At 74.4% G+C, this 24,036-nt stretch carries 18 protein-coding genes; 8 read left to right on the forward strand and 10 right to left on the reverse strand.

Annotated features, from left to right (window positions below; all coding sequences use genetic code 11):
- Positions 1-114: 114 nt before the first annotated feature.
- Both ctaD and ABZ801_RS39355 read right to left on the reverse strand, forming a co-directional pair.
- Complete coding sequence (gene ctaD / locus ABZ801_RS39350) at positions 115-1,788, reverse strand: cytochrome c oxidase subunit I (RefSeq protein WP_360708473.1); 1,674 nt, start codon at positions 1,786-1,788, stop codon at positions 115-117.
- Positions 1,789-1,858: 70 nt separating this feature from the next.
- Entirely contained in the window at positions 1,859-2,176 is a 318-nt protein-coding gene (locus ABZ801_RS39355) for a DUF3040 domain-containing protein (protein ID WP_360708475.1), read from the reverse strand.
- 271 nt (positions 2,177-2,447) lie between these two features.
- On the opposite strand from ABZ801_RS39355, the gene ABZ801_RS39360 reads away from it, so the two are divergent.
- The 4 genes from ABZ801_RS39360 (at position 2,448) to ABZ801_RS39375 (ending at position 8,371) form a co-directional block, all read left to right on the forward strand.
- A complete protein-coding gene (locus ABZ801_RS39360) occupies positions 2,448-3,602 on the forward strand; it encodes a site-2 protease family protein (RefSeq protein WP_360708477.1) in 1,155 nt (384 codons plus the stop codon).
- Positions 3,603-3,846: 244 nt separating this feature from the next.
- Positions 3,847-4,806, forward strand: coding sequence for a ferritin family protein (locus ABZ801_RS39365; RefSeq protein WP_360708479.1), 960 nt, complete (start codon positions 3,847-3,849; stop codon positions 4,804-4,806).
- A 177-nt stretch (positions 4,807-4,983) separates the two neighbouring features.
- Positions 4,984-7,581, forward strand: coding sequence for a cation-transporting P-type ATPase (locus tag ABZ801_RS39370; protein ID WP_360708482.1), 2,598 nt, complete (start codon positions 4,984-4,986; stop codon positions 7,579-7,581).
- An 82-nt stretch (positions 7,582-7,663) separates the two neighbouring features.
- Positions 7,664-8,371, forward strand: a complete 708-nt coding sequence (locus ABZ801_RS39375) for a response regulator transcription factor (protein WP_360708485.1) — start codon at positions 7,664-7,666, stop codon at positions 8,369-8,371.
- A 27-nt stretch (positions 8,372-8,398) separates the two neighbouring features.
- Here the strand turns inward: ABZ801_RS39375 and ABZ801_RS39380 are convergent, their stop codons facing one another.
- Complete coding sequence (locus ABZ801_RS39380) at positions 8,399-10,153, reverse strand: ABC transporter ATP-binding protein (protein ID WP_360708487.1); 1,755 nt, start codon at positions 10,151-10,153, stop codon at positions 8,399-8,401.
- A gap of 476 nt (positions 10,154-10,629) precedes the next feature.
- Here ABZ801_RS39380 and ABZ801_RS39385 point away from each other — a divergent pair, with 476 nt between their 5' ends.
- Positions 10,630-11,865, forward strand: coding sequence for a lycopene cyclase family protein (locus ABZ801_RS39385; RefSeq protein WP_360708489.1), 1,236 nt, complete (start codon positions 10,630-10,632; stop codon positions 11,863-11,865).
- Between the two features lie 32 nt (positions 11,866-11,897).
- Positions 11,898-13,400 carry an FAD-dependent oxidoreductase gene (locus ABZ801_RS39390; RefSeq protein ID WP_360708595.1) on the forward strand — a complete coding sequence of 501 codons (1,503 nt, stop codon included), beginning with the start codon at positions 11,898-11,900 and terminating at the stop codon, positions 13,398-13,400.
- Positions 13,401-13,449: 49 nt separating this feature from the next.
- Here ABZ801_RS39390 and ABZ801_RS39395 read toward each other — a convergent pair whose 3' ends face one another.
- From ABZ801_RS39395 to crtI, 3 genes are read right to left on the reverse strand one after another with little or no spacing between them, the layout of a single operon-like run.
- On the reverse strand, positions 13,450-14,487 hold the full coding sequence (locus ABZ801_RS39395; protein WP_360708492.1) for a DUF5914 domain-containing protein: 1,038 nt from the start codon (positions 14,485-14,487) through the stop codon (positions 13,450-13,452).
- Entirely contained in the window at positions 14,484-15,458 is a 975-nt protein-coding gene (locus tag ABZ801_RS39400) for a phytoene/squalene synthase family protein (RefSeq protein ID WP_360708496.1), read from the reverse strand. Before ABZ801_RS39400 ends, ABZ801_RS39395 begins: the two co-directional genes overlap by 4 nt.
- Positions 15,455-16,963: a phytoene desaturase family protein gene (crtI, locus tag ABZ801_RS39405; RefSeq protein ID WP_360708498.1), complete on the reverse strand. Its 1,509-nt coding sequence runs from the start codon at positions 16,961-16,963 to the stop codon at positions 15,455-15,457. Before crtI ends, ABZ801_RS39400 begins: the two co-directional genes overlap by 4 nt.
- Positions 16,964-17,363: 400 nt before the next feature.
- Between crtI and ABZ801_RS39410 the strand changes: the two genes are divergently transcribed.
- A complete protein-coding gene (locus ABZ801_RS39410) occupies positions 17,364-17,678 on the forward strand; it encodes a hypothetical protein (protein WP_360708501.1) in 315 nt (104 codons plus the stop codon).
- The gene (locus tag ABZ801_RS39415; RefSeq protein WP_360708503.1) at positions 17,675-19,249 is read left to right on the forward strand and encodes an amidase; all 1,575 of its coding nucleotides are present in this window, start codon (positions 17,675-17,677) and stop codon (positions 19,247-19,249) included. The genes ABZ801_RS39410 and ABZ801_RS39415 overlap by 4 nt, the downstream gene beginning before the upstream one ends.
- Positions 19,250-19,294: 45 nt before the next feature.
- Here the strand turns inward: ABZ801_RS39415 and ABZ801_RS39420 are convergent, their stop codons facing one another.
- From ABZ801_RS39420 to ABZ801_RS39435, 4 genes are read right to left on the reverse strand one after another with little or no spacing between them, the layout of a single operon-like run.
- Positions 19,295-20,335: an ABC transporter permease gene (locus ABZ801_RS39420; RefSeq protein WP_360708506.1), complete on the reverse strand. Its 1,041-nt coding sequence runs from the start codon at positions 20,333-20,335 to the stop codon at positions 19,295-19,297.
- Complete coding sequence (locus tag ABZ801_RS39425; RefSeq protein WP_360708509.1) at positions 20,332-21,297, reverse strand: ABC transporter permease; 966 nt, start codon at positions 21,295-21,297, stop codon at positions 20,332-20,334. Before ABZ801_RS39425 ends, ABZ801_RS39420 begins: the two co-directional genes overlap by 4 nt.
- On the reverse strand, positions 21,290-22,864 hold the full coding sequence (locus ABZ801_RS39430) for a sugar ABC transporter ATP-binding protein (protein WP_360708512.1): 1,575 nt from the start codon (positions 22,862-22,864) through the stop codon (positions 21,290-21,292). The genes ABZ801_RS39425 and ABZ801_RS39430 overlap by 8 nt, the downstream gene beginning before the upstream one ends.
- 11 nt (positions 22,865-22,875) lie before the next feature.
- Positions 22,876-23,964: an ABC transporter substrate-binding protein gene (locus ABZ801_RS39435; protein ID WP_360708515.1), complete on the reverse strand. Its 1,089-nt coding sequence runs from the start codon at positions 23,962-23,964 to the stop codon at positions 22,876-22,878.
- Between the last annotated feature and the right edge of the window lie 72 nt (positions 23,965-24,036).

Below are 24,036 nucleotides of genomic sequence, written 5' to 3' on the forward strand. Positions count from 1 at the left end.
TTAAGCCGAGAGCGTCCGGTATCACGCCGCCCGTGGCGCCTTTCCCCTTTCGCTCCAGGGATTGCCGACTCGGCGTGTGGGCCGGGCGACTCGGCGGGGCGCCGGCCTCGATGGTCACGGGGTGGTGGGCTCGCTTGCGGATCGTGCTGCGAGGTCGGAATGGGGGTGGTGCAGGTCGAAGGCCGGGCGTTCGGAGCGGATGGCGGGGATGGCCTTGAAGTTGTGCCGCGGAACCGGGCAGGAGGTGGCCCATTCCAGCGAGTTGCCGTAGCCCCACGGGTCGTCGGTCTCCACGCGCGGTGCCTTGCGGGCGGTGTGCCAGACGTTGTAGAGGAACGGCAGGATGGACAGCCCCAGCAGCGCCGCCCCGGCCGAGGAGACCAGGTTGAGGGTGGTGAACTCGGCGGCGTAGTCGGGATAGCGGCGCGGCATGCCCCCGACTCCGAGCCAGTGCTGGACGAGGAAGGTCGTGTGGAAGCCGACGAACAGCATCCAGAACTGGATCTTCGACAGCCGTTCGTCCAGCATCCTGCCGGTCATCTTGGGCCACCAGAAGGCGAACCCGGCGAACATCGCGAACACCACGGTGCCGAACAGCACGTAGTGGAAGTGCGCCACCACGAAGTAGGAGTCGTTCGCCTGGAAGTCCAGCGGCGGCGACCCGAGGATGACGCCGGTCAGGCCGCCGAACAGGAAGGTGACCAGGAAACCGATCGCCCACAGCATCGGCGACTTGAACTCCAGTTGCCCGCGCCACAGCGTGCCGGTCCAGTTGAAGAACTTGATCCCGGTGGGGACGGCGATGAGGAAGGTCATGAACGAGAAGAACGGCAGCAGCACCAGCCCGGTGACGAACATGTGGTGCGCCCACACCGCCATCGACAGGCCGGTGATCCCGATGCTGGCGAACACCATGCCGACGTAGCCGAACAGGGGCTTGCGCGCGAACACCGGGATGACCTCGGTGATGATCCCGAAGAACGGCAGCGCGACGATGTAGACCTCCGGGTGCCCGAAGAACCAGAACAGGTGCTGCCACAGCAGCGCGCCGCCGGTCGCCGGGTCGTAGATGTGCGTGCCCAGCCTGCGGTCGGCCCACAGCGCGGCCAGCGCGGCCGCCAGCACGGGGAACGCCAGGAGCACCAGGATCGAGGTGAACAGCACGTTCCAGGTGAAGATCGGCATCCGGAACATGGTCATGCCCGGCGCGCGCATCCCGACCACGGTCGTGATGAAGTTGACCGCGCCCAGGATCGTGCCGACCCCCGACATGATCAGGCCCAGCACCCACAGGTCGCCGCCGATCTCCGGGGAGTAGGTGTCCAGGGTCAGCGGGGCGTAGGCGTACCAGCCGAACTTGGCCGGGCCCATGCCGGTCAGGTACCCGCCGAGGACGATCAGGCCGCCGGACAGGAACAGCCAGAAGCTCAGCGCGTTCAGCCGCGGGAACGCCACGTCCGGCGCGCCGATCTGCAACGGCATGATCACGTTGGCGAACCCGGCGAACAGCGGGGTGGCGAACAGGAACATCATGATCGTGCCGTGCAGGGTGAACAGCTCGTTGTACCGTTCGGGCCGCACCACCTGCAGGCCGGGATGGACCAGCTCCGCGCGGATCAGCAGCGCCAGCAGCCCGGCCACCAGGAAGAAGGAGAACGAGGCGACCAGGTACAGGTAGCCGACCTTCTTGTGGTCGGTGGTGGTCAGCCAGTCCACCACCCTGCCGCGCAGGGTGGGCGCGGGCGCGGCCGGCGGCGTGGTCTCGGGCGGGTTCCGTACGTCGGTCACAGGGTGCCTCGCTCGTCCGTTGGGCGGCCCGGCGGCGCGGGGACGGCACGGCGGCCGGCGGGACGCGCGGTCAACACGGCCTCGCCCCGGAGAGGGCGGCGGACCTGTGCCCGTGCGCGCGCTCGTCCGCGGTGGCCGCGCCGGTGGGCGGCGAGCAGGGATGGCGTGTGGCCAGGACCACCGCGGCGACCAGGAACACCGCCACCGCGGCGACCGACGCCGCCACGGCCACCGCGACCCGCGGCGGGCGCCACGACACGGCCGTCTCGGCGGCGTCCCCGTCCGTGCGGGAGAAGGTCCTCAGCCGCCGGGCCAGGTCCGGATCGTCGCGCTCCAGGTCCGCGTCGATCCGCCGCAGCACGGCACGCTCATCACCTGGCAGTCCCATCCCCGTCCACCTTCGGCGCACGGCCGCAGCGGCCACCGGTCACGCCTCCGCCATGAGCGCCTGCGCTGCTCGGGGCGGCAGGCAGGACTTACCCGGGCATCGGGCACCGATCCACCAGCGGGGACAAAGACCCGGTACCGACGTCCCCAAGGTCCGCCCGGCCGGTCGCGGCGAAAGTCCGGGCCGGTGGGGACGTTCGTCCATGTCGGCCGGCCGCGTCCGGTGGTGGCCTTGAGGGGGCGGCGGCGTCCGGGGCCGAACGGAGATCGGCATGAAGCAGACGGTCAAACTCGGGAGCATCGCCGGGATCCCCGTGGGGGTGCACTGGTCGGTGCTGGCGGTCCTGGCGCTGATCGTCGGCGGGCTCGCCGGGGCCGTGCTCCCCGCGGGCGCGCCCGGCCGGGCGGCCGGGCTGTACTGGGCGGTCGCGGTGCCGACCGCGCTGCTGTTCCTGGCGTCCCTGTGCGCCCACGAGGTCGCGCACGCGCTGGTGGCGCGCCGGAACGGGGTGCGGGTCAGGTCGCTGACGCTGTGGATGCTCGGCGGCCTGGCGGAACTGGCCGACGACGTCCCGTCCCCCGGCGCGGAACTGCGGATCACCGGTGTCGGGCCGCTGGTCAGCGCGCTGATCGGCGGGGTGTTCCTGCTGGCCGCCCACGGCGTCTCCGCCCTCGGCGGGCCCGCTCTGGTCATCGCGCCGCTGACCTGGCTCGCCCTGATCAACGGGATCCTGGCCGTGTTCAACCTGCTGCCCGGCGCCCCGCTGGACGGGGGGCGGATCCTGCACGCGCTGCTGTGGCGGTTCAACGGCGACCGGGCGAGGTCCACGCGGATCGCCACGCGCACCGGGACGGTCCTCGGCTACGTCCTCATCGCGTTCGGATGCGCCGAGGTGCTGCTGTACCGGCGGCTGGACGGGCTGTGGGTGGCGCTGGTGGGGTGGTTCATCGCCGGTGCCGCCGCCGCCGAGGAGCGCGTCGGCGCGCTGCGGACCGCGGTGGCCGGGCTGCGCGTCCGCGACGTGATGACGGCCGATCCCGACCACGGCGCCTCGTGGTCGACGGTCGGCGCGTTCGTCGCCGAGGTGGCGCGGCGGTCCCGGCAGACGGTGTTCCCGGTCGTGGACTTCGACGGCCGCCCGACCGGAGTCGTCACCCTCGACCTGCTCGGCCGCGTGCCGCCGCAGGCCACCGACGTCCCCCTGCGGGAGATCGCCGTGCCGCTCGAGCCCGACCACGTCGTCGAGCCCGACGATCCGGTGTTCCCGCTGCTCAAGCGGCCGCCCGTCGCTCGCGAGCTGGTCGCCGTCGTGGCCGAGGGCGGGCGGCTGGTCGGCATGGTCACCGGCGACGACCTGACCCGGCTCCTCCGGCACAGCCGGCTGCCGGGGCCGGTCACCGAGCCGGAACCGTGGCGGTCTCCGTGACACCGAGGAGGCGCTCGGCCTGCACCACGCCCTGCTCCATCAGAACCTGGCCGCCGTCGTGATCCTCCTGTAGATCCCCGCCCGGGAGACGGCCTGCCCCGGCAGACGACGCGGCCGGGCAGCCAAGGAGGGCGCCAAGCTTGTACCGATTTCGCCCATAATGTACTGCCATCGACCGACTCGCTGGGTAAGCGGCCGTTGACCGAACGCGGGCACCGCGTGCCCATCCACGAGGAGGTCGTCCATGCGGCTGTTGACGACGCGGGTACTGGCGACCGGTGCGGCCACCCTCACGCTCTGCGCTCCCCCCGGCGGCGCGCTGGCCGCACCGTTGGCGGACGGTCCGACCGCCCGGACCACCGGGCGCGTTCCGAAACCGCGGACCCTCGCCGATCTCAACACCTCGATGCGGGGCGAGGCGTTCGCCTACGCCTCCTACCGCCTGTTCGCCGCGCAGGCCCGGCGGGAGGGCCTGCGGTCCACGGCCCGCCTGTTCGACCGCACCGCCCGCGTGGAGCTGGCCGAGCATTTCAGGGAGGAGGCCATGCTCAGCAGGCTGGCCAGGGGCGACGCCGCGAACCTGCGCAACGCCATCGCCGGTGAGAGCTACGAGCACCGGACGATGTACCCCCGGTTCGCCCGGCAGGCCAGGGCCGACGGTGACCGCGCGGCGGCCGCGCTGTTCACCGAGATCGCCCGCGACGAGGGCGGGCACCTGCGCAGGTTCAGGGCCGCGCTGCGCTTCCTGCAGACCGGGCGCGGGAAGGTCCCCGCGCCGGCGAAGGTCACGCCGGAGCGGGTGCAGGCGGGCCCGCCGAAGGTCCGCGCGCGGCGCACCATGCGCAACCTGGACACGGCCATGCACGGCGAGGCCTTGGCGCACGCCAAGTACATGTGGTTCGCCGAGCACGCCCGGAACCGGGCCGTGGCCCGCCTGTTCCGGGGCGCCGCCGCCATGGAACTGCGCGAGCACTTCGCCGGCGAGGCCCGGCTGTACGGGCTCGTCCGCGCGACGCGGGCCAACCTGGCCAGGGCCATCGCCGGGGAGCGGTACGAGTCCCGCACCATGTACCCGAGGTTCGCCCGGCGCGCCAAGGCCGCGGGCGACGCCAAGGCCGCCGCGCGGTTCCGGCACAACGCGGCGGACGAGGCCAAGCACATGCGCGCCTTCCAGCGGGCACTCAGGCGACTCGGCCGGGGCTGACCCGCCGACACCCGCCGGGCCCCGCCGACGGAGCGCCGTCACGGCCGCCCGGTCCGAAGGTCCCGTCGCCCCGCGCGGCGGGACCTTCGTCCCTGTCCGCGCGGCAGGGCCCCGCCAAGACTGGGAGCCTGGCCGCGCCGTCGCGCGGCCATGGTTCGGCGGGATGGTGGGAGACCTGTGACGCAGCGCGAGGACACATCGACGCCCCTTGCGGAGGGCCTGTCGTCGGCGGACGCGGCGCTTCGGCTGCGGCGTGACGGGCCGAACGTCCTGCCGTTGCGTCCACCGGTGCCCGCGTGGCGGCGGGTCCTGTCCCAGCTGCGGGACCCGCTGATCCTGGTGCTGCTGGCGGCGGCCGCGCTGACCCTGGCCACCGGCGACTGGACCGACATGGCGGTGATCCTCCTGGTGATCGTCGTGAACACCGCGGTCGGGGTCAGCCAGGAGATCCGCGCCGACCGCGCGATCAGCGCGCTGTCCGATCTGACCGCACCGGCCGCGCGGGTGGTCCGGGACGGGACGCAGCTGCAGATCCCCGCCGCCGACGTCGTCGTGGGCGACCTGCTCGTGCTGGCCGAGGGCGACATCGTCCCGGCCGACGCCGCGGTCGTGGAGGCGGCGGCGCTGCTGGTGGACGAGTCCGCCCTGACCGGGGAGTCGGTCCCGGTGCTCAAGACGGCGACGGCCGCGCGCGACGGCGCCGCCGTCCCCGAGGACGCGTCGGTGTCGGCGGGCACGGTGGTGGTCAAGGGCCGCGGGCGCGCCGTCGTCACCGCGACGGGGGCGGCGAGCACGACGGGGCGGATCGCGGCGATGCTGGGCGGCGGCGCCGGCCTGACACCGTTGCAGCGGCGCCTGGCCGGCGTCGGCCGGATGCTGGCCGGTGTCGCGGTCTTCCTGTGCGCGGTCGTGCTGGCGCTCGGGCTGGTGCGGGGGCAGCCGGTCGAGCTGATGGTGATCACCGCGATCAGCCTGGTGGTGGCGGCCGTCCCCGAATCGCTGCCGGCCGTGGTCACGCTCGGCCTGGCGCTGGGCGCCCGCCGGATGGCCGCGCGGCACGCCCTGATCCGGGGGCTGTCGGCGGTCGAGACGCTGGGGTCGGTCACGGTGCTCGCCACCGACAAGACCGGCACGCTCACCGAGGGCCGGATGGTCGCGCGCCGCCTGTGGACGCCGGCCGCGGAGGCCACCGTCACCGGCTCCGGATACGCCCCGGAGGGCCGGATCGACGTCGGCGGCCGCGCGCTCGACGGCCCCGACCCGTACGGGATGACCGAACTGCTGACGGCCGCGGTGCTGTGCAACGACGCGCGGCTGTCCCCTCCCGGGGACGCCGACGGAGAGTGGACGGCGCTGGGCGACCCGACCGAGGCCGCCCTGCTCGCCGCGGCCGCCAAACTCGGCATCGACCGCCGCGACCTGCACGAACGCTTTCCGCGCCAGGACGAACGGCCCTTCGACAGCGACCGCAAGCGCATGACCACCGTGCACCGGCTGCCCGACGGTCGGTTCCGCGTCGTCTGCAAGGGGGCGCCGGAGACGATGCTCGGCGCCGCGGTGCTGACGGACGACCCGGAGCTGGTGGCCGGGGCCTCCGCCCGCGCCGACGAGCTGGCCCGCGACGGTTTCCGCGTGCTCGCGGTCGCCGCGGCCACCCGGCCGTCCGCCCCCGGCCCCGGCGAGCCCCTGGAGCGGGGCCTGCGCCTGCTCGGCCTGGTCGCGATCGTCGACCCGCCCCGGACGGCGGCGGCCGCGACCATCGCCGCCTGCCGCCGCGCGGGGATCCGGCCGGTCCTCATCACCGGCGACCATCCCGGCACCGCCCGCGCCGTCGCCGCCGAGCTGGGCGTCATCGGCCCGGACGACCCGGTCGCCGACTGCCGCGTCCCGCACGCGGCCGACGACCCCGGCACGGCGGTCTTCGCCCGCGCCACCCCCGCGCAGAAGCTGGACATCATCCAGGCCATGCGCGAGCGCGGCGAGGTGGTCGCGATGACCGGGGACGGGGTCAACGACGGGCCGGCGCTGCGCCGCTCCGACATCGGCGTGGCCATGGGCCGGCGCGGCACCGAGGTCGCCCGCCAGGCCGCCGACCTGGTGCTGGCCGACGACGACCTGGGCACCGTGGTCGCCGCGACGGAGGAGGGCCGCCGCGTCTACGGCAACATCCGGCGCTTCCTCGTCTACGCCCTGTCCGGCGGGGCCGCCGAGATCGCCGTCATGCTGCTCGGCCCCGCCTTCGGGCCGGCGCTGCCGCTGCTGCCCGCGCAGATCCTGTGGATCAACCTGCTCACCCACGGGCTGCCGGGCGTCGCCCTGGGCGGCGAGCCGGTGGAACGCGGTGCCATGGACCGGCCGCCGCGCCCGCCCTCGGAGAGCATCGTGGGCGCCGGGCTGTGGCAGCGCGTGCTGCGCATCGCGATCGTCCTCACCGCCGTCACCCTGGGGGTGGCCGTCTGGGCGCACCACACCGGACACCCCTGGCAGAGCATGGCGTTCCTCGCCCTCGGCGCCACGCAGCTCGCGGTCGCGATCGGCTCCCGCTCCCGGCCGGGCTCCGGCAGCAACCCGATGCTGCTCGTCGCCGTCGCGTCCGCCCTGGCGCTGCAACTGGCCGGGCTCTACCTGCCGCCGCTGCGCGACCTTCTCGGCACCGAGCCGCTGACCGCCGGGGAGCTGGGGGCCGTGCTGGGCCTGTCCGTCCTCGGCTACGTCGCCGTGCGCCTCGACCGCGTCCTGCATCCCGCGCAAAAACGACGGAAACAGCGCCATTAACGGGCTGTTCACCCCGATTCGTCAGGTGAATCTCATCCTGCGCTGACCGGAATCTGACTTTGCTCTCCTTACGCTCGACGCTATGGGGGACCTTCGGCGGGCACGGATCCTGGTGGTCGACGACGACCCCGCGGTGCGCTCCGCGCTCGACCACGTCCTGCGGTTCCACGGCTATGACGTCGACCTGGCCGGGGACGGCATCGAGGCGCTGGCCGCCCTGGAGGACACGCGGCCGGACGCCGTCGTCCTGGACGTGGTGATGCCCGGCCTCGACGGCTTCGGCGCCTGCCGGATGATGCGCGGCCGCGGCCACGACGTGCCGGTGCTGATGCTCACCGCGCGCACCGAGGTGGAGGACCGGGTGACCGGGCTGGACGCGGGCGCCGACGACTACCTGTGCAAACCGTTCGCGCTGGAGGAGTTGCTGGCCCGGCTGCGCGCCCTGATCCGCCGCTCACGGGGCGAGACCACGGGCGGCGACGGGGAGGTGCTGCGGTTCGCCGACCTCACGATGAACGTGGCGACCCGCGAGGTGTGGCGGGGGATGCGCCGGCTGACGCTGTCGCCCACCGAGTTCACGCTGCTGGAGATCCTGCTGCGGCGTCCGCGGCGTGTGCTGGAACGCGGCTGGCTGCAGGAGGAGGTGTGGGGCTGCGACTACGGCCGCAACTCCAACTCGCTGCACGTCTACATCGGATACCTGCGGCGCAAGACCGAGGAGGGCGGCGAGCCCCGGCTGATCCAGACGGTGCGCGGCGTCGGCTACACACTGCGCGAAGGCCCGCTGTAGCCGGCCGTGGTCCGCCGGCCCGCGCGGTCACCGGCTCGTGGTGGGCTGTGCCGCCGGCCCGGTCCGGTCCGCGCGGCCGTCCCCGACCGCGCGCAGGGACGCGGCGCCGGCGCCCAGGTCGATGACCTGGTCGGGACGCGGCGCCAGGTGCGGGTCGTGGGTGATCAGGATGGTGGTGCGGCCCTCCATGAGGCGGCGCAGCGGGGTCAGGACGCGGCGCGCGGCGGCCTCGTCCAGGCCGGTGGTCGGCTCGTCCAGGATCAGCACCGGGGTGTCGCGGATCATCGCGCGGGCGATCGCGATGCGCTGCCGCTGCCCGCCCGACAGCAGCCGCCCGCGCTGCCCCACCGGCGTGTCGTAGCCCTGCGGCAGGGCGGTGATGAAGTCGTGCGCGTCGGCCGCCTTCGCCGCCGCCACGATGTCGTCCTCGCTCGCGCCGGGCCGCCCGTAGGCGATGTTGTCGCGGACCGTCGCGGAGAACAGCAGGTTCTCCTGCGCCAGCAGGGTGACGCTCGCGCGCAGGGCGTGCAGGGTCAGGTCGTGGATGGGCACGCCGTCCAGGCGGATGCCGCCCGCCACCGGGTCGTGGAACCGCAGCAGCAGCTTGGCGATCGTGGACTTGCCGCTGCCGCTCGGTCCGGTCACCAGCACCAGGTCCCCGGGCCGCGTCCGGAACGTCAGCCCGTCCAGCACCGGCCGGCCCGTGCCCGGATAGCCGAAGGTGACGGCGTCGAAGGCGACCCGGCCCCGCCCCGCCACCCGCGGCCGCGCGGACGGCCGGTCGGTGATCTCGGGCGGGGTGTTCAGCACCTGCAGGACGCGGTCCGCGCCCGCCGCCGCCTCGCCCGCGGTGAGCGCCAGCCGTCCCAGCGCCTGGATCTGCGGGTACAGGTAGCCCAGGTACGCGGCGAAAGCCAGCAGCCCGCCCAGCGTGAGGCGGTCGCGCGACAGCTCCCAGACGCCCATGCCGAGCACCACCAGCACGCACACCGTCTCCAGCACCTCGATCAGGGGCCCGTACGACGCCGTCAGCCGCGCCTCGGCCATCTTGGCGGCCATCCAGCGGCGGCCCTCGCGGTGCAGCCGGGACGCCTCGGTGGCCTGCCGGTTGCAGGACTGCACCAGCGCCTGGTTGGCCAGGCCCTCCTCGACGATGCTGTTCATCACGCCGTTGCTGGCGCGTTCCCGGGCCGCCGCCGCGTGCAGCCGCGCCGCGAACACCTTGGCCGTGACGACGAACAGCGGCACCAGTGCGCACGCCACCAGCGCCAGGTCCCACCGCACGTACAGCGCCGCGCCCGCGAAGAACACGACGCTGACCGCCGCCGTCACCGCCTGCACCAGGCCGGAGGCCACCAGTTCCTCGATCGCCTCGATGTCGTCGGTGAGCCGGGCCATCAGGTCGCCGAGGCGCCGCCGGTCGAAGAAGTCGGGCGACATCCGCTGGATGTGGGCGAACACCCCGTCGCGCAGCCGCAGCAGGAACCGCTCCCCCGCCAGCGCCGTGGTGTACTCGCCGCCGAAGCTCACCAGCCCGGCCGCCACCGCCAGCGCGAGCCAGGACAGCGCGGGCGTCCAGAACGCGTCCAGGTCCCTGGTCGCCAGCGCCTTGTCGGTGATGACGCCGAACAGCCAGATCGCGGCGACCTCGCACGCCGCCGCGACGACCGCGCACACTCCGCTGAACAGCAGCCATCGGCGATCGCCCCGCGTGTAGGGCCAGAAACGCCGGAACGCGGCCACCACCGACCGCACCTCACCGGAAACCGCCAGCAGCGGCACGCAGCCCTCCCCTGCTCACGAGAAGAGCCCGGCGGGCCGTTCACCCGCCCGGCTCTGCTCAGATCACCCGTTCGCTCGGCGCGACCGGCCTAGTACCAGCGGTGCCTGCGGTAGAACCGGCGGTGCCGCCTGTGGAACCTGCGGTGCCTGCGGTACCGCGGCCTCGGATACGGCTGCCCCCCACCGGCCCCCGGGAAGATCTTCTGGAAGCTCATGAGAGAACCCCCGTTCTTTGTCGTCCGGCCTTTACGGCCCTGACACGAAAGAACGTACCCAGCCATTTTTATGACCGCGCTGTGGCCGATCTATAAGCGAACTGAGAGAAATCTAAGAATGTGCTGAGAGCACGGCCCGCGCGGCGAAGGACGATCAACCGGATTTTCCGGACCGCGGAAGTCGCGGTGGCGCTACGGGGGCTCGGCGGCGAGTGTAACGGCCGCCCCTTCGGGGAGGACGCGGGCGGGACGGGAGGGGGCATGGACCAGTCGGACGTGATCATCGTCGGCGCGGGGGCGGCCGGTCTGTCACTGGCCCATCACCTCGTCGGGGCGGACGGTCCCGGAGCGCCGCCCACGGTGACGCTCGTGGACGCGCTCGACGAGGCGTTGCGCCCGCCCGAGCGCACCTGGTGCTTCTGGGAGGAGGGCGACGGCGAGTTCGAGGACGCCGTCACCGCGTCCTGGCGATGGCTGCGGGTGGTGGGCGCGGACGGCACCGGGGGCTCGCACCGGACGTCCCCCTACCGCTACAAGATGATCCGCTCGACCGCGTTCCAGGAGCTGGTGGGACGCGGGCTCGCCCGGCACGCCGGAGTACGGACGGTGCACGCCGACGTCGACACGGTGCGCGACGTCCGCGGCGGCGCCGAGGTCGGCGGCACCGCGGACGGAGGGCGGCGGGTGACGCTGCGGGCCCGCTGGGTGTTCGACTCGCGTCCGCCGCGTGATCTGCCACGGGCCCGCAGCACCCTGCTGCAGCACTTCCGCGGCTGGTTCGTGGGCACCGAGGCGCCCGCCTTCGACCCCGACGTCGCGCTGCTGATGGACTTCCGGACCCCCCAGCCGCGCCACGGGGTCTCGTTCGGCTACGTGCTGCCGACCGGCCCGGCCGAGGCGCTGGTGGAGTACACCGAGTTCTCCCCCGCCCCGCTGACCCGGGACGCCTACGAGCGACGGCTGCGGCACTACACGCGCGAGGTGCTGGGGCTCGGTTCCGCACGGGTTCACAGGTGCGAGCAGGGCGTGATCCCCATGACCGACGCCGTGTTCCCGCGCCGGGTGGGGCGTTCGGTGTTCCGTATCGGCACGGCCGGTGGTGCGACGCGTCCCGCCACCGGCTACACGTTCGCGGCGGTGCAGCGGCAGAGCCGGGCCATCGCCGCCGCCTACCGGCGCGGGGCCGTGCCCGTGCCGCCCGCACCGTACCCCGCCCGCGCCCGCGCGATGGACGCGGTGCTGCTGAGGCTCCTGGTCCGGGAGCGGGTCGACGGCGCGCGGTTCTTCACCGACCTGTTCGAGAACACGCCGACGGCGCGTCTGCTGCGGTTCCTGGACGGCGGCACGCGCCTGTGGGAGGACATCGCGATCGGCATGCGCACCCCCGTGCTGCCCATGCTGCGCACCGCCGCGGAGCTGCCGCTGCTGCCCCGCAGGGACCGTCCCGCCCGTCCCGTCCCGGCGTCCGCGGCGGACCGCTCGGTGGTGGGGCCGTGAACCACCGGCCCGGCAGGGACAGGCGCGCGGAGCTGATCGCCGCGCCCGGCGGGCGGAACCGGTTCAGCGGCGACGCGCCCGCCGTCGCGGTCGTCGGCGGGGGCATCGCGGGGATGGCGGCCGCGACCGTGCTCGCCGAACGCGGCGCACGGGTCACGCTGTACGAGCGGGAGGCGGCGCTCGGCGGGCGGGTGGCCGGATGGCCGGTGACGCTGGCCGACGGATCCCGCGCCACCATGACCCGGGGGTTCCACGCGTTCTTCCGCCAGTACTACAACCTGCGCGGGTTGCTGCGCCGCGTGGACGGGGGCCTCGGCATGCTGGCGGGCCTGCCGGACTATCCGCTCCTGCACGGCGACGGCCGGTCCGACCGGTTCGCCAGGGTGCCGAGGAGGCCGCCGTGGAACGCGCTGGGCTTCGTGGCGCTCAGCCCCAGCTTCCGCTGGCGGGACCTGGCCCGGATGAACCTGGCGGCGGCCGGGCCCCTGCTGGACGTGCGCGTCCCGGAGATCTACGAACGGCTCGACGCCACCGGCGCCGCGCGGTACCTGGCCGCGGTGGGGTTCCCCGACGCGGCCCGGCACCTGGCATTCGAGGTGTTCTCCCGCAGCTTCTTCGCCGACCCGGACCGGCTGTCGGCCGCCGAGCTGGCCCTGATGTTCCACGTCTACTTCCTCGGCTCGGCCGAGGGGCTGCTGTTCGACGTCGTCCGCGAACCGTTCCCGCAGGCGCTGTGGGACCCGCTGGGCGCCTACCTGGCCGCGCTGGGGGTGCGGCTGCTCACCGGCACCCCCGTGGAGCGGGTCGGGCCGCGGGCGGACGGCGGCGCCGACATCGTGGCCGAGGGCGACTTCGGCCGCTATGACGCGGTGGTGCTCGCGCTGGACGTCAACGGGCTGCGCGGAGTGGTCGCGCGTTCGCCCGATCTGGGCGACCGGTCGTGGCGGGCGCGCGTCCAGCGGCTGCGCACCGCGCCGCCCTTCCTGGTGACCCGGCTGTGGCTGGACCGTCCGCCGCACGCCCATCGCGCCGCGTTCCTGGCCACCAGCGGCTTCGGGACGCTCGACAACGTCAGCGTGCTGGACCGGTGGGAGGGCGAGGCCGCGCGCTGGGCCGCGCGCACCGGCGGTTCGGTCGTCGAGCTGCACGCCTACGCGTTGCCCGCGACCTGTGACCGGGGGGCCGAACAGGAGCGTCTCCTGGCCCAGTTGCATCGCGTCTACCCGGAGACGCGCGGGGCGCGGATCGTCGACGTCCGGCACCTGTGGCGGGAGGACTGCCCGTTGTTCGCCACGGGCGGCCACCGCGACAGGCCGACGGTGCTCACACCGCATCCGGACGTGGTGGTGGCGGGCGACCTGGTCCGCACGGACCTGCCGGTGGCGCTGATGGAGCGCGCCGCGACCAGCGGCTTCCTGGCCGCCAACGCGCTGCTGGCACGGTGGGGCGTCCGGGGGCAGCCACTGTGGACGGTCCCCCGCGCGGGCCGCTCGCGGGCGCTGCGCGCGGTGGCCGCCCTCGTCGGACGAGCCTGAGCCGGGACGGGCCTGAGCCGGGACGGGGCTGAGCCGGACGGGCCTGGTCTCAGCCGGGGAACCGGCCGGACGCGCGCAGCCGCCAGCGGCGTTCGGCGTAGGCGAGGTCGTCCCGCCACAGCCGTCCGGCGGCCCGCCGCATCAGGGGGCGCAGCAGCGGCGCCATCGCGCGGGCGACCGCGAAACCCGGCCGCTCGGAGACGGCCAGGACCGCCTCCACGACGGCGGTCCGCGGAGCACCGTCCGGACCCGGCCCGAGCGGTGTGGCGTGCGTCTCCACGACCGACGTGCGGCCTTCGCCTTCGAGGATGTGCATGACGACCGTGCGGGGGCCGGGGGCGGTGAACCGGGCCCGGACCGGGACGACGGCGCGGCCCGCCACCCTGAACGACACGTCCACGAGGAAGCAGTCGTCCTCGCCCTGCCCCTCGCCGACCCCCTCCCCAGGACGCTCCGGACGCTCCGCCGGTGCCCGCCGCACCGTCAGGTCGACGAACGAGTACGGGTGCAGCCACCCGCCGTGCCAGGGGTCGAGGCGATTGGCGATCACGTCCTCCGGTTCGCAGACGCCCTCGGCGTCGAACACCGCCTCGATGCGGCGCGCCGCCTCCGGCCTGCCCGGCACGACGGGGCGCTCCAGCGGCGGCTCGCCGCCGGCCGCGTCGAGCCGCACCCAGGCCAGCACGCCGTCGTCGTAGGCGGGATAGGGTTCCCACCCCGCGTAGGGGCTTCCGTCCAGGACGAGCCCGTGCCAGTGGCAGACGACCGTGCCGCACAGGACGCGGGCGTCCCGCAGCGGGGCGCCCAGATGGGGGCAGGTGCCGGTGCCCGCCCGCAGCAGCCCGTCGCGGCCGCGCCACGCGATGACCTCCAGACCGGCGACCGTCCGCGCGTAGGGGCGCCCGCCGTGGCCGATGTCCCGGCTGGCGCCCAGGACGTACCAGTTGCCGGACGGCCGGGCGGCGGCCCGCTTCAACGCCGCCGCGATGATCGAGGGCCGGGCGTCCCGCCAGGTGGCCCGCTGGTCCTGCCAGCGCGCGGGACGCCGCAGCCGCAGCGGCAGGAGGGACCGGCGCGGGGCGGTCACCGCGGGGCCTCCGGCGCGTCGATACCCCGGCGCGGCACGCGGGTCCGCAGCCGGGCGGCCGCCGCCCGCGCGGCGCCGCCGAGCGCCACCGCCGCCCGCCGCCCGCGCGGCACGACGGCCCGCCGGTGCAGCACCGCGTAGCCGTCCGCCTCGATGACGCGCAGGATGTCGCGGTAGAGGACGTAGGCGGTGCGGATGCAGGGCCGCGAGACGGGGTGGAGCATGTCCAGGCCCGGCGCGGCCTCCCGGTACACCCCTTCGGCCAGGTCGGCGGCGGCCCGCAGCGCGGACCGGATCCGGGGGTCGGGCCGGCCGGTGTCGCGGCTCCAGCGCAGCAGCTCCCGGTCCACCCCGTGCGCGTCCAGCAGGTCCTCCGGCAGGTAGACGCGACCCCGGTCGAGGTCCTCGCCCACGTCCCGCAGGAAGTTGGTCAGCTGGAAGGCGATGCCGAGCGCCGCCGCGTGCGGGGCCGCCTCCTCCCGCGGCGCCACCGTGCCGAGCACCGGCAGCATCTGCAGCCCGATGACGGCGGCCGAGCCGTGCATGTAGATCTCCAGGTCGGCGTAGGTGGGGTACCGGGTGACCTCCAGATCGCTGCGCATGGAGGCCAGGAAGTCCAGGAAGTACCGGTGGTCGATGGCGTAGGCCGCCGCCGTGTGCGCCAGGGCCCGGACGACGGGTTCGGCGCTCGTGCCGTCGCGCAGCCCGGCCACCAGCCGTTCCTCCAGGCCGCGCAGGGCCTCGGCGCGCCGGCGCGGTGTGACATCGCGGTCGAGGTCGTCCACGATGTCGTCGGCCCAGCGGGCGAACCCGTACAGCGCGTGGACGGCGGGCCGGCGCGCCGCGGGCAGCAGCCGGGTGGCCAGGAAGTACGTGCGGCCGTGCCGTGCGTTGAGCCGCCGGCAGCGCGCGTAGGCCCGGCGCAGGGCCGGATCGGTGATGCCCGCCGCGTCCAGTTCCCGCCGGGTCATGGCGACCGCCTCTTGCGGTGCGGCCGGGAGCGGCGGGCCGCGCCCGGCCGGACGAGGCGGGCGGCGGCCAGCTTTCCGGAGATGAGCACGGTGGGGACGCCGACGCCGGGGGTGGTGCCGCAGCCCGCCAGGACCGCGTTGCCGACGCCCCGCACGAGGTTGCGCGGCCGGAACGGGCCGGTCTGCGCGAAGGTGTGGGCGACCGAGAACGGCGTCCCCGCCGCATGGCCCAGCGCCGTCCAGTCGGCCGGGGTGACCAGCCGTTCGCTTTCGATGGAGGCGTCCAGGCCGTGGAGACCGCGGCGTTCCAGTTCCGCCACCAGCCCGTCGCGGTAGCGCGGGCCCAGGGCGTGCCAGTCGCGGGCGCTGGGGCCGATGGCGGTGTTGGGGCAGGGCGCGAGGATGTAGAGCAGTTGCCTGCCCTCGGGCGCCAGCGCGGGGTCGCTCGCGGTGGGACGGGTGACCAGCAGCGACGGGTCGCTCATGACCTGGCCGGTTCGCGTGATCTCGTGGAACGTGCGTTTCCAGGCCCTGCCGAAGAAGATCGTGTGGTGCCCGAGCCGCGGCCACGTGCGGGCGGTGACCGCGTGCAGGACGACCGCCGAGGGCGAGTGGCGCAGCGGCACCAGGCGGCGCGGCTCGCGGCCCAGCAGGCGGTAGGCGGCCGGCAGCTCCACGGTGAGCACGACCGCGTCGCAGCGGATGCGGCCGCCCGCGCGGGTGCGCACGGCGGTCACGCGGTCGCCGCGCCGGTCCAGGGCGGTGACCTCGCTCCCCCAGTGGAACTCGCCTCCCGCGTCGGCCGCCGCGTCCGCCATGGCCCGCGCCAGGGCGTGCATGCCGCCGCGCGGGAAGTACACCCCGGCCACGGTGTCCATGTAGGCGATGACGGCGTAGGCGGCCAGGGCCCGGTGGGGCGGCACCCCTGCGTACAGGGCCTGGAAGGTGAACGCGCGGCGCAGCCGTTCGTCCGACAGGAAACGGCCGACGCGCGCGTCCAGGCGGCCGAATCCCCCCAGGGCCGCCAGCCTGGCCAGGTCGGGGGTGAGCAGTTGCAGCGGGGAGTCGAAGTCGGCGTCGATGAACCGGCGCATCTGCACGCCGTACAGGTCGCGCAGCCAGGCCCGCAGCCGCCGGTAGCCCTCGGCCTCACGGGGGCCGGCGAACCGGCGGACCTCCTCCTCCATCGCCTCGGCCCGGGTGTGGACGTCCAGGGCCGACCCGTCGGGGAACACCATGCGGTACGCGGGGTGCAGTTCGAGCAGCTCCACCCGGTCCGCGAGCCGGTCGCCGACGGCGCGGAACGCCTCGTCGGCCAGGTGCGGCATGGTCAGCACGGTCGGGCCGCTGTCGGCGCGGCACCCGCCCAGGTCGAGCCGTCCCGCCCGGCCTCCCGGCTCGTCGGAACGCTCCACCACCGTGACCCGGCATCCCGCTCCCAGCAGGTGCAGCGCGGCCGACAGCCCGGACAACCCGGCCCCGACGACCACGACGTGGTGCGGCATCGACGCCCTCCCTGTTCCTGTCCAGCGGGGCCGGCCCGTCCGCGCGCACAGGGGAACGCCGGAAGCCGGTGCCCGGTCCGGCACAGCTACGTCCCCTCCGGCCACCGTCCGAACCGCGTCGCCGCCCGCGAATTCCGCCAAGATTTTTTTGGATTCTCCAGGTGGGTCAGGACGCGTTCATGAGCCGCACACGTCTCGCTCTCTGAAACCAACAGGGAACCGACTCGGCCCGCGGCATGCCGGCGGCGAGAGCCAACTTCGCATGTGGTACAGAGCCGGACGCAAGCCTCACATCGCATCACTTGTCACACTTGTTACCTCATCCCGACACCGCCGAAATCTCCCCGAAACGGATGTCCGATTTCCTCACCGATCGTGATCTACGAGTGGAGGAGGACCCGTGGGCATGCCGTCGGATGACGAGCTCGACGCGCTGATCAGGGCGCGGCTGGCGCTGGCGGGCGTCGATCTGGACCAGCTTCCCGAGTCCCCGGACCCCGCGACCGGCGCGCCGACGCGCGCCCAGGCCATGGAGTACCTGCGGACGTTCCTGGCGGGCGCCAGAAGCGGCGGCACCCGCACCGGCGGGCGCCCCGGCGCGATCAACACCTGGCGGCCGCCCGCGACCGGCGAGGACGCGGCCGCGCTGGCCCAGCAGGCCGCCCCGCCGCTGGAGTACCCGTCCATCACGACGGCCTGGACGGAGGCGAAGTGAACCGCGACGTCTCGCGCCGCCTGTTCCTGGCCCGCTCCGGCGCGGTCACCACGGCCGCCGTGGCCGCGGCGGCCGTCGCTCCCCGTGCCGCCTCGGCCGCGGCGCGAAAGCCCGCCCTCGACCTGCCGGACGTCCCCGTGCGCCCCGAGGCGGTGGCCGACCCGGCCGAGGCGACGCTGGCGGAGGCGGCCACCCTGCTGCGGCAGCGCAAGATCACCGCCGTGAAGCTCGTCCAGGCGCACCTGGACCGCATCACCGCCCACGAGACGACCTACCAGGCGTTCGTCACCGTCACGGCGGAGCAGGCCCTCGCCGCGGCCCGCACCGCGGACCGGCGGCGCACCGGCCCGCTGTCGGGCATCCCGCTGTGCGTCAAGGACAACTACTTCACCGCCGGGGTCCGGACGACCGCGAACTCGTTCATCTTCGACGACTTCGTCCCCGACCACGACGCGACGGCCGTGGCGCGGCTGAAGGACGCGGGCGGGATCGTCATCGGCAAGGGGCAGATGGGGCCGCTGGCCACCACCCGGGCGACGACGCCCGACGGCCGGATCACCACCGTCAACGCCTGGACGCCGGCCGACCCGTCGGTCGACCCGGGCGGGTCGTCCACCGGCCCGGCGACCGCGGTCGCCGGGCGGCTGGCCACCTCCTCGATCGGCACGCAGACCGGCGGCAGCATCGTCCTGCCGGCCAACCGGCAGAACCTGACCGGGCTCAAGCCGACGATGGGCCGCACCTCGATCTACGGGATCGTCCCGCTGTCGTTCACCCGCGACCACAGCGGGCCGATCGCCCGGGACGCGCTGGACGCCGCGATCATGCTGTCGGTGCTGTCCGGCCCCGACCCCAGGGACGTGCGGACCCTCGGCCTGCCGCCCGTGCCGGACCTCGTCCGCGCCGCCACGCCGGTCCGCCGGGGCGGCAAGGTGCGGCTGCGGCGCACCACGCGCATCGGCGTTCCCCCGGACTACCTCGGCGGCGGGAACGCGCAGGTGGTCGCGTTGCGCCGCAAGTTCCTCGCCGACCTGGAGGCGATCCCCGGGGCCCGGCTCGTCGAGGTGTCCTACCCGTCGGACTGGTCGCTGCTGACGGGCGCGTTCAACGACATCCGGCTGGCGGAGCGGACCGAGCCGTTCCGGCCCTGGCTGCAGAAGGACCTCAGGCTGTTCGGGGTCTCGCTGCTGAGCTGGCTGGCCGGGCTGATGCTGTCGGGCGACGAGTGGGTCACCGGGCAGCGGGCCAAGACGCACCTGCTGGGCGAGGTCCTGGACGGGGTGCTGGACGACTGCGACGTCGTCCTGCAGACCGGGCCGGTGCCGTTCGACATCCTCGGCCTGCCCGAGATCGGCTTCCCCATCGGGTTCGACGCGGCGGGCGTCCCGGTCGGGACGATCCTCGGCGGCGGCCCCTACGAGGAGGACCGGCTGCTGGAGGTCGTCGCGGCCTACCAGGCCGTCACCGACTGGCACCTGCGGCGGCCCGCCGACCCGCCGAAGGCCCGGCTCAGGGCGCGGGCCGCCGCGCCCAGGCTGGACCCGGTGACCGCCGCCGAGCAGAGCGCCTGAGGCGGCGGGGCACAGGGTGACGGGCGGTCGGCGGCGCGGGCCCGGTCAGGTCAGGCGCTGGGTCCTGCTGAGGACCCGCTGGGCGACCACGACCAGGACCAGGAACGCGCCGCTGACCACCTGCTGGACGGCGGAGGTGAGGTTGCCGACCTGGTTGATCAGGTTCTGGATCACGCCGAGCAGCAGCACCCCGGCCATCGTGCCGGTCACGCCGCCGACCCCGCCGGTGAGCAGGGTGCCGCCGATGACCACGGCGGCGATCGCGTCCAGTTCCAGGCCGATGCCGAGGATGGTCACGCCGGACGACAGGCGGGCCGCGTTCAGCGCGCCCGCCAGCCCGGCCAGCAGCCCCGACAGCAGGTAGACCAGGATCTTGGTGCGGACCACCGGCACGCCCATCAGGCCCGCGGCCTCCTCGTTGCCGCCGACCGCGTACACGTTCTGCCCGAAGCCGGTGCGCTGCAGCAGCACGACCCCGGCGACGGCGAGCACCACCGTGATCAGGACGGGCCAGGTGAGGCCGAACGGCCCGTCCTGCCCCAGCGAGGCGAAGGCGCGGTCCTCGACCAGGTAGGTGGTGGCGCCCTCGTCGGACACCGCCAGCATGATCCCGCGCACGCCGAGCAGCCCGGCCAGCGTGACGATGAACGGCGCCATCCCCAGCCGCCCGATCAGCACGCCCTGCAGCAGGCCGATCGTCCCGCACACCGCCAGCGGCAGCGCCAGCGCCGCGAGCGTCCCCGCGCGGGAGCCGTAGGCGGCCAGCACCCCGCCGAGCACGAACAGCGAGCCGACCGACAGGTCGATCCCGCCGCTGATGATCACGAAGGTCATGCCGAGCGCGACGATCGCCAGGAACGCCGAGGAGACCGTGACGGCGCGCAGGTTGGCGCCGGTGGCGAACGAGTCGAAGGCGAGCGTCCCGAACGCCACCAGGCCGAGCAGGACCAGCGCCGCGCCGTGGTGCTGCAGCAGGTGGCCGAGCCGTTCGCGGCGGGCGGCGCCGGTCCCGGGGGCGGGCGGGTCCGGCGGCGGCGCCGGGCGTCCCGCCGCCCCGCCGGCGGTGATCGCGGTGGGGTCGGTCATCGCGCACCTCGGTTTCCGGCCGCGTACACCGCGGCGAGGATGATGGCCGCCTGGACGATCTGCGCCCAGGACTGCGGCAGGTCGTGCTTGATCAGGGTGGCGCCCAGCAGCTGCATCAGCAGCGCCCCCATGACCGTGCCGAGCACGCGGATCCGGCCGCCGCTCAGCGGGGTGCCGCCGATGACCACGGCGGTGATCGCCGACAGCTCCATGAACAGGCCGAGGGACGTGGGGTCGCCGGCCTGCAGCCGGGCGGTGGCCAGCACCCCGGCCCCGGCCGCCAGCGTGCCGGAGATGACGTAGACGGCCAGCAGCAGCCGCCGGACCGGCAGCCCGGACAGCTCGCTGGCGGTCCGGTTGCCGCCGATCGCCACGATCCGCCGCCCGAACGTGGTGCGGCGGACGACGAACGCCATCACCGCGGTCAGCGCCGCCGCGACCAGCACCACGTACGGCACGCCCGCGACCGAGCCGCTGCCCAGCGTCAGCAGCCCCGGGTCGCCGATCTCCTTGAGCTGCGGGACCAGCACGTTGGCCAGCCCGCGCACGCCGACCAGCAGCGCCAGCGTGGCGACGATCGGCTGCACCCCGACGTAGGCGACCAGCGCGCCGCCCGCCGCGCCGACCACGGCGCCCGCCGCCAGCGCCGCCAGCACGGCCGGGACCGTCCCGTAGCCCAGGTACAGCACCACCATCGACGCGGCCAGCGCCATCACCGACCCGACCGACAGGTCGATGCCCTCGGTGCCGATCACCAGCGCCATGCCGAGCGCCACGATGACGATCGGGGCGACCTGCACGAGCTGGGTGCGGAAGTTGCCGGTGTCCAGGAAGTTCGGCGTGAAGATCACGTTGAACAGCAGCAGGGCCAGCACGGAGGCGTACACCCCGTACTCGCGCAGCCACGCCAGGACGCGCGCCCGGTCGAGGCCGGTGCCGCGTCCGGCCACGGCCTCAGCCATGGCGCTCCTCTCCAGGTCCCTCGCCGGATCGCTCGTTCTCTTCGGGACGGTCGCCGGCGATGACGGCCATGACGCGGTCCTCGGTCACCTCGTCGCCGTCCAGCTCCCCGGCCACCGTCCCGTCGCGCAGTACGACCACCCGGTCCGAGCCCTCCACCAGCTCCTCCAGGTCGGCCGAGATCAGCAGCACGCCCAGGCCGTCGCGGGCCAGCTCGTCGATCAGCGCCTGCACCTCGGCCTTGGCGCCGACGTCGATGCCGCGGGTCGGCTCGTCCAGCAGCAGCACCCGCGGATTGGTCGCCAGCCACCGCGCCAGCAGCACCTTCTGCTGGTTGCCGCCCGACAGCTCGTCGACCCGCTGGTGCGGCGAGGCGGCCTTGATGCGCAGCCGCCGCATGAACTCCGCGACCATCCGGTCGATGCGCGCCTCGGACACCAGGCCCGCGCGGGCCAGCCTGGGCAGCGCGGCCAGCGCGATGTTCTCGCGCACCGACAGGCCGGGCACGATGCCCTCGGCCTTGCGGTCCTCGGGCAGCAGGCTCACCCCGGCGCGCAGCGCGGCGGCGACGGGCCGGCGGCGGCGCAGCGGCGTGCCGTCCACGACCACCTCGCCGTCGTCCAGCGGCAGCGCGCCGACGATCGCCTTGGCGGTCTCGGTGCGGCCCGCGCCCAGCAGGCCGCCGAGCCCGACGACCTCGCCGGGACGCACGGTCACCGACACGCCGTCCAGGACGTGCCGCCGGGTGAGGCGGTGCGCCCGCAGGACGGGCGGCCCGGCGGCCTCGTGCTCGCCGGAGAACCGGGTGACCCCGCGGGCCCGCACGTCGGCCAGGTCGCGGCCGAGCATGAGGGAGATCAGCCGCAGCCGGTCCAGGTCGGCCAGCGGCCCGGTGTGCGCCACCCGTCCGTCCCGCAGCACCGTGACACGGTCGCACAGCCGGTACAGCTCGTCGAGACGGTGGCTGACGTAGACGGTGGAGATGCCCCGCCCGCGCAGCTCGCGGACGACGCCGAACAGCGTCTCCACCTCCCGGGGCTCCAGCGAGGACGTCGGCTCGTCCATGATGACCACCCGCGCGTCCACCGACACGGCCCGCGCGAGGGCCACCATCTGCTGCGTGCCGATGCCCAGCGACCGCAGCGGCGCCCGCACGTCCGCGCGCACCCCGAGCCCGGCGAGCGTCTCCTCGGCCGCGGCGTGCAGGCGCGGCAGGTCGATCACGCCGAGCCGGGTGCGCGGCTCGCGGCCGAGCAGCAGGTTGCGCGCCACGCTCATGGCCGGGACGAGCCCCACCTCCTGGTGGACGGCGGAGATCCCGGCGCGCCGGGCGTCCAGCGGGGAGCCGAACGCGACCGGCTCCCCGCCGACCAGCACCCGCCCGCCGTCCGGCCGGTGCGCGCCCGTGAACACCTTGATCAGCGTGGACTTGCCCGCGCCGTTCTCCCCCACCAGGGCGTGCACCTCGCCGGGACGCAGCGCGAACGACACCTCGTCCAGCGCCAGCACGCCCGGGAACCGCTTGGACACGCCGTCGGCCTCCAGCACCGGGGCGTCCTGCGCCCCCATCGGCGCCTCCATCAGTAGGCCAGCCCCAGCGAGCCCTTGGCGTTGGCCGTGGTGTACTCGCGGTCGGCGATGACGACCTTCTCGGGGATCGGCTCGCCCGCCAGGAACTTCTGCGCCGTGGAGAACGCCAGCGGCCCGAACCTCGGGTTGGACTCGATCACCGCCTGCAGCCAGCCGTCGACGATGGAGCGCACCGCCCCGCGCGTGCCGTCGATCGAGACGATCTTGATGTCGCCGGGCTTCTTGCCCGCGCCCTTCAACGCGGTCACGGCGCCGAGCGCCATCTCGTCGTTCTCGGCGTAGACGCCGTTGATGTCGGGGTTGGACTGCACGAGCTGCTCGGTGACCTGCTGGCCCTTCTCGCGGGTGAACTCGGCGGTCTGCTCGAAGGAGATCTGGATGCCGGGGGCCTTCTCCTTGATCCGGTCCTTGAAGCCGTTGGTGCGGTCGGTGGTGACGTTGTTGCCGGGGGCGCCGAGCAGGATGGCGACCTTCCCCTTACCGCCCAGCACGTTGATCATCTGGTCGGCGGCGCGCTGCCCCTGCTGGTAGAAGTCCGAGCCGATGAACGTCAGGTAGTCGCCGCACGGCCTGGCGTTGATCTTGCGGTCGACGGTGATGATCGGGATCTTCTTGGCCGCGGCCTGCCGCAGCACCGGCTCCCACCCGTCGGAGTTGAGCGGCGCGATGACCAGCAGCCGGGCGCCCTGGGCGATGAGCTGCTGCACGTCGGCGATCTGCTTGGAGAACTGCGACTGGGCGTTGGTGACGCGCAGCTTGGAGATGCCGAGCCTGGCCGCCTCGTCCTTGATGGACTTGGTCTCGGCGATGCGGAACGGGTTGGCCTCCTTCTCCGACTGGGAGAAGCCGACCACCGAGCCCTTCAGGTCGAACTTCGCGCCCCCGAACTGCTGGAGCGTGCAGGTCTTCCCGGCGGTGCCGGCCGGGGACTGGGCGACCTGCTGCTGCGCCTGCGCGGCCGGGGTGCTCTGGGACGAGGCGTCGTCCTCGGTCTTGGCGCAGCCGCCCGCGACCAGGACGGCGGCGGCGGTGACGGCCGCGAGGGGCAGATGACGGGAACGGCCTGGCTGCTTGGGCATCGCGAGTCCTTACGTGCCGGGGTGGGGGGGAGGGGGCGGGACGGGCGGCGCTCCGCGGCGCCGCCCGTCCGC

The sequence above is a fragment of the Actinomadura sp. NPDC047616 genome (assembly GCF_040642915.1).
GTDB classification, from domain to species: Bacteria; Actinomycetota; Actinomycetes; order Streptosporangiales; family Streptosporangiaceae; genus Spirillospora; species Spirillospora miaoliensis.

Excerpts from the sequence above, each read along its gene's own strand:
- ABZ801_RS39355 (WP_360708475.1), bottom strand. The coding sequence starts at position 2,176 with ATGGGACTGCCAGGTGATGAGCGTGCCGTGCTGCGGCGGATCGACGCG.
- ABZ801_RS39360 (WP_360708477.1), top strand. The coding sequence starts at position 2,448 with ATGAAGCAGACGGTCAAACTCGGGAGCATCGCCGGGATCCCCGTGGGG.
- ABZ801_RS39365 (WP_360708479.1), top strand. The coding sequence starts at position 3,847 with ATGCGGCTGTTGACGACGCGGGTACTGGCGACCGGTGCGGCCACCCTC.
- ABZ801_RS39375 (WP_360708485.1), top strand. The coding sequence starts at position 7,664 with ATGGGGGACCTTCGGCGGGCACGGATCCTGGTGGTCGACGACGACCCC.
- ABZ801_RS39385 (WP_360708489.1), top strand. The coding sequence starts at position 10,630 with ATGGACCAGTCGGACGTGATCATCGTCGGCGCGGGGGCGGCCGGTCTG.
- ABZ801_RS39400 (WP_360708496.1), bottom strand. The coding sequence starts at position 15,458 with ATGACCCGGCGGGAACTGGACGCGGCGGGCATCACCGATCCGGCCCTG.
- crtI (WP_360708498.1), bottom strand. The coding sequence starts at position 16,963 with ATGCCGCACCACGTCGTGGTCGTCGGGGCCGGGTTGTCCGGGCTGTCG.
- ABZ801_RS39420 (WP_360708506.1), bottom strand. The coding sequence starts at position 20,335 with ATGACCGACCCCACCGCGATCACCGCCGGCGGGGCGGCGGGACGCCCG.
- ABZ801_RS39425 (WP_360708509.1), bottom strand. The coding sequence starts at position 21,297 with ATGGCTGAGGCCGTGGCCGGACGCGGCACCGGCCTCGACCGGGCGCGC.
- ABZ801_RS39430 (WP_360708512.1), bottom strand. The coding sequence starts at position 22,864 with ATGGGGGCGCAGGACGCCCCGGTGCTGGAGGCCGACGGCGTGTCCAAG.
- ABZ801_RS39435 (WP_360708515.1), bottom strand. The coding sequence starts at position 23,964 with ATGCCCAAGCAGCCAGGCCGTTCCCGTCATCTGCCCCTCGCGGCCGTC.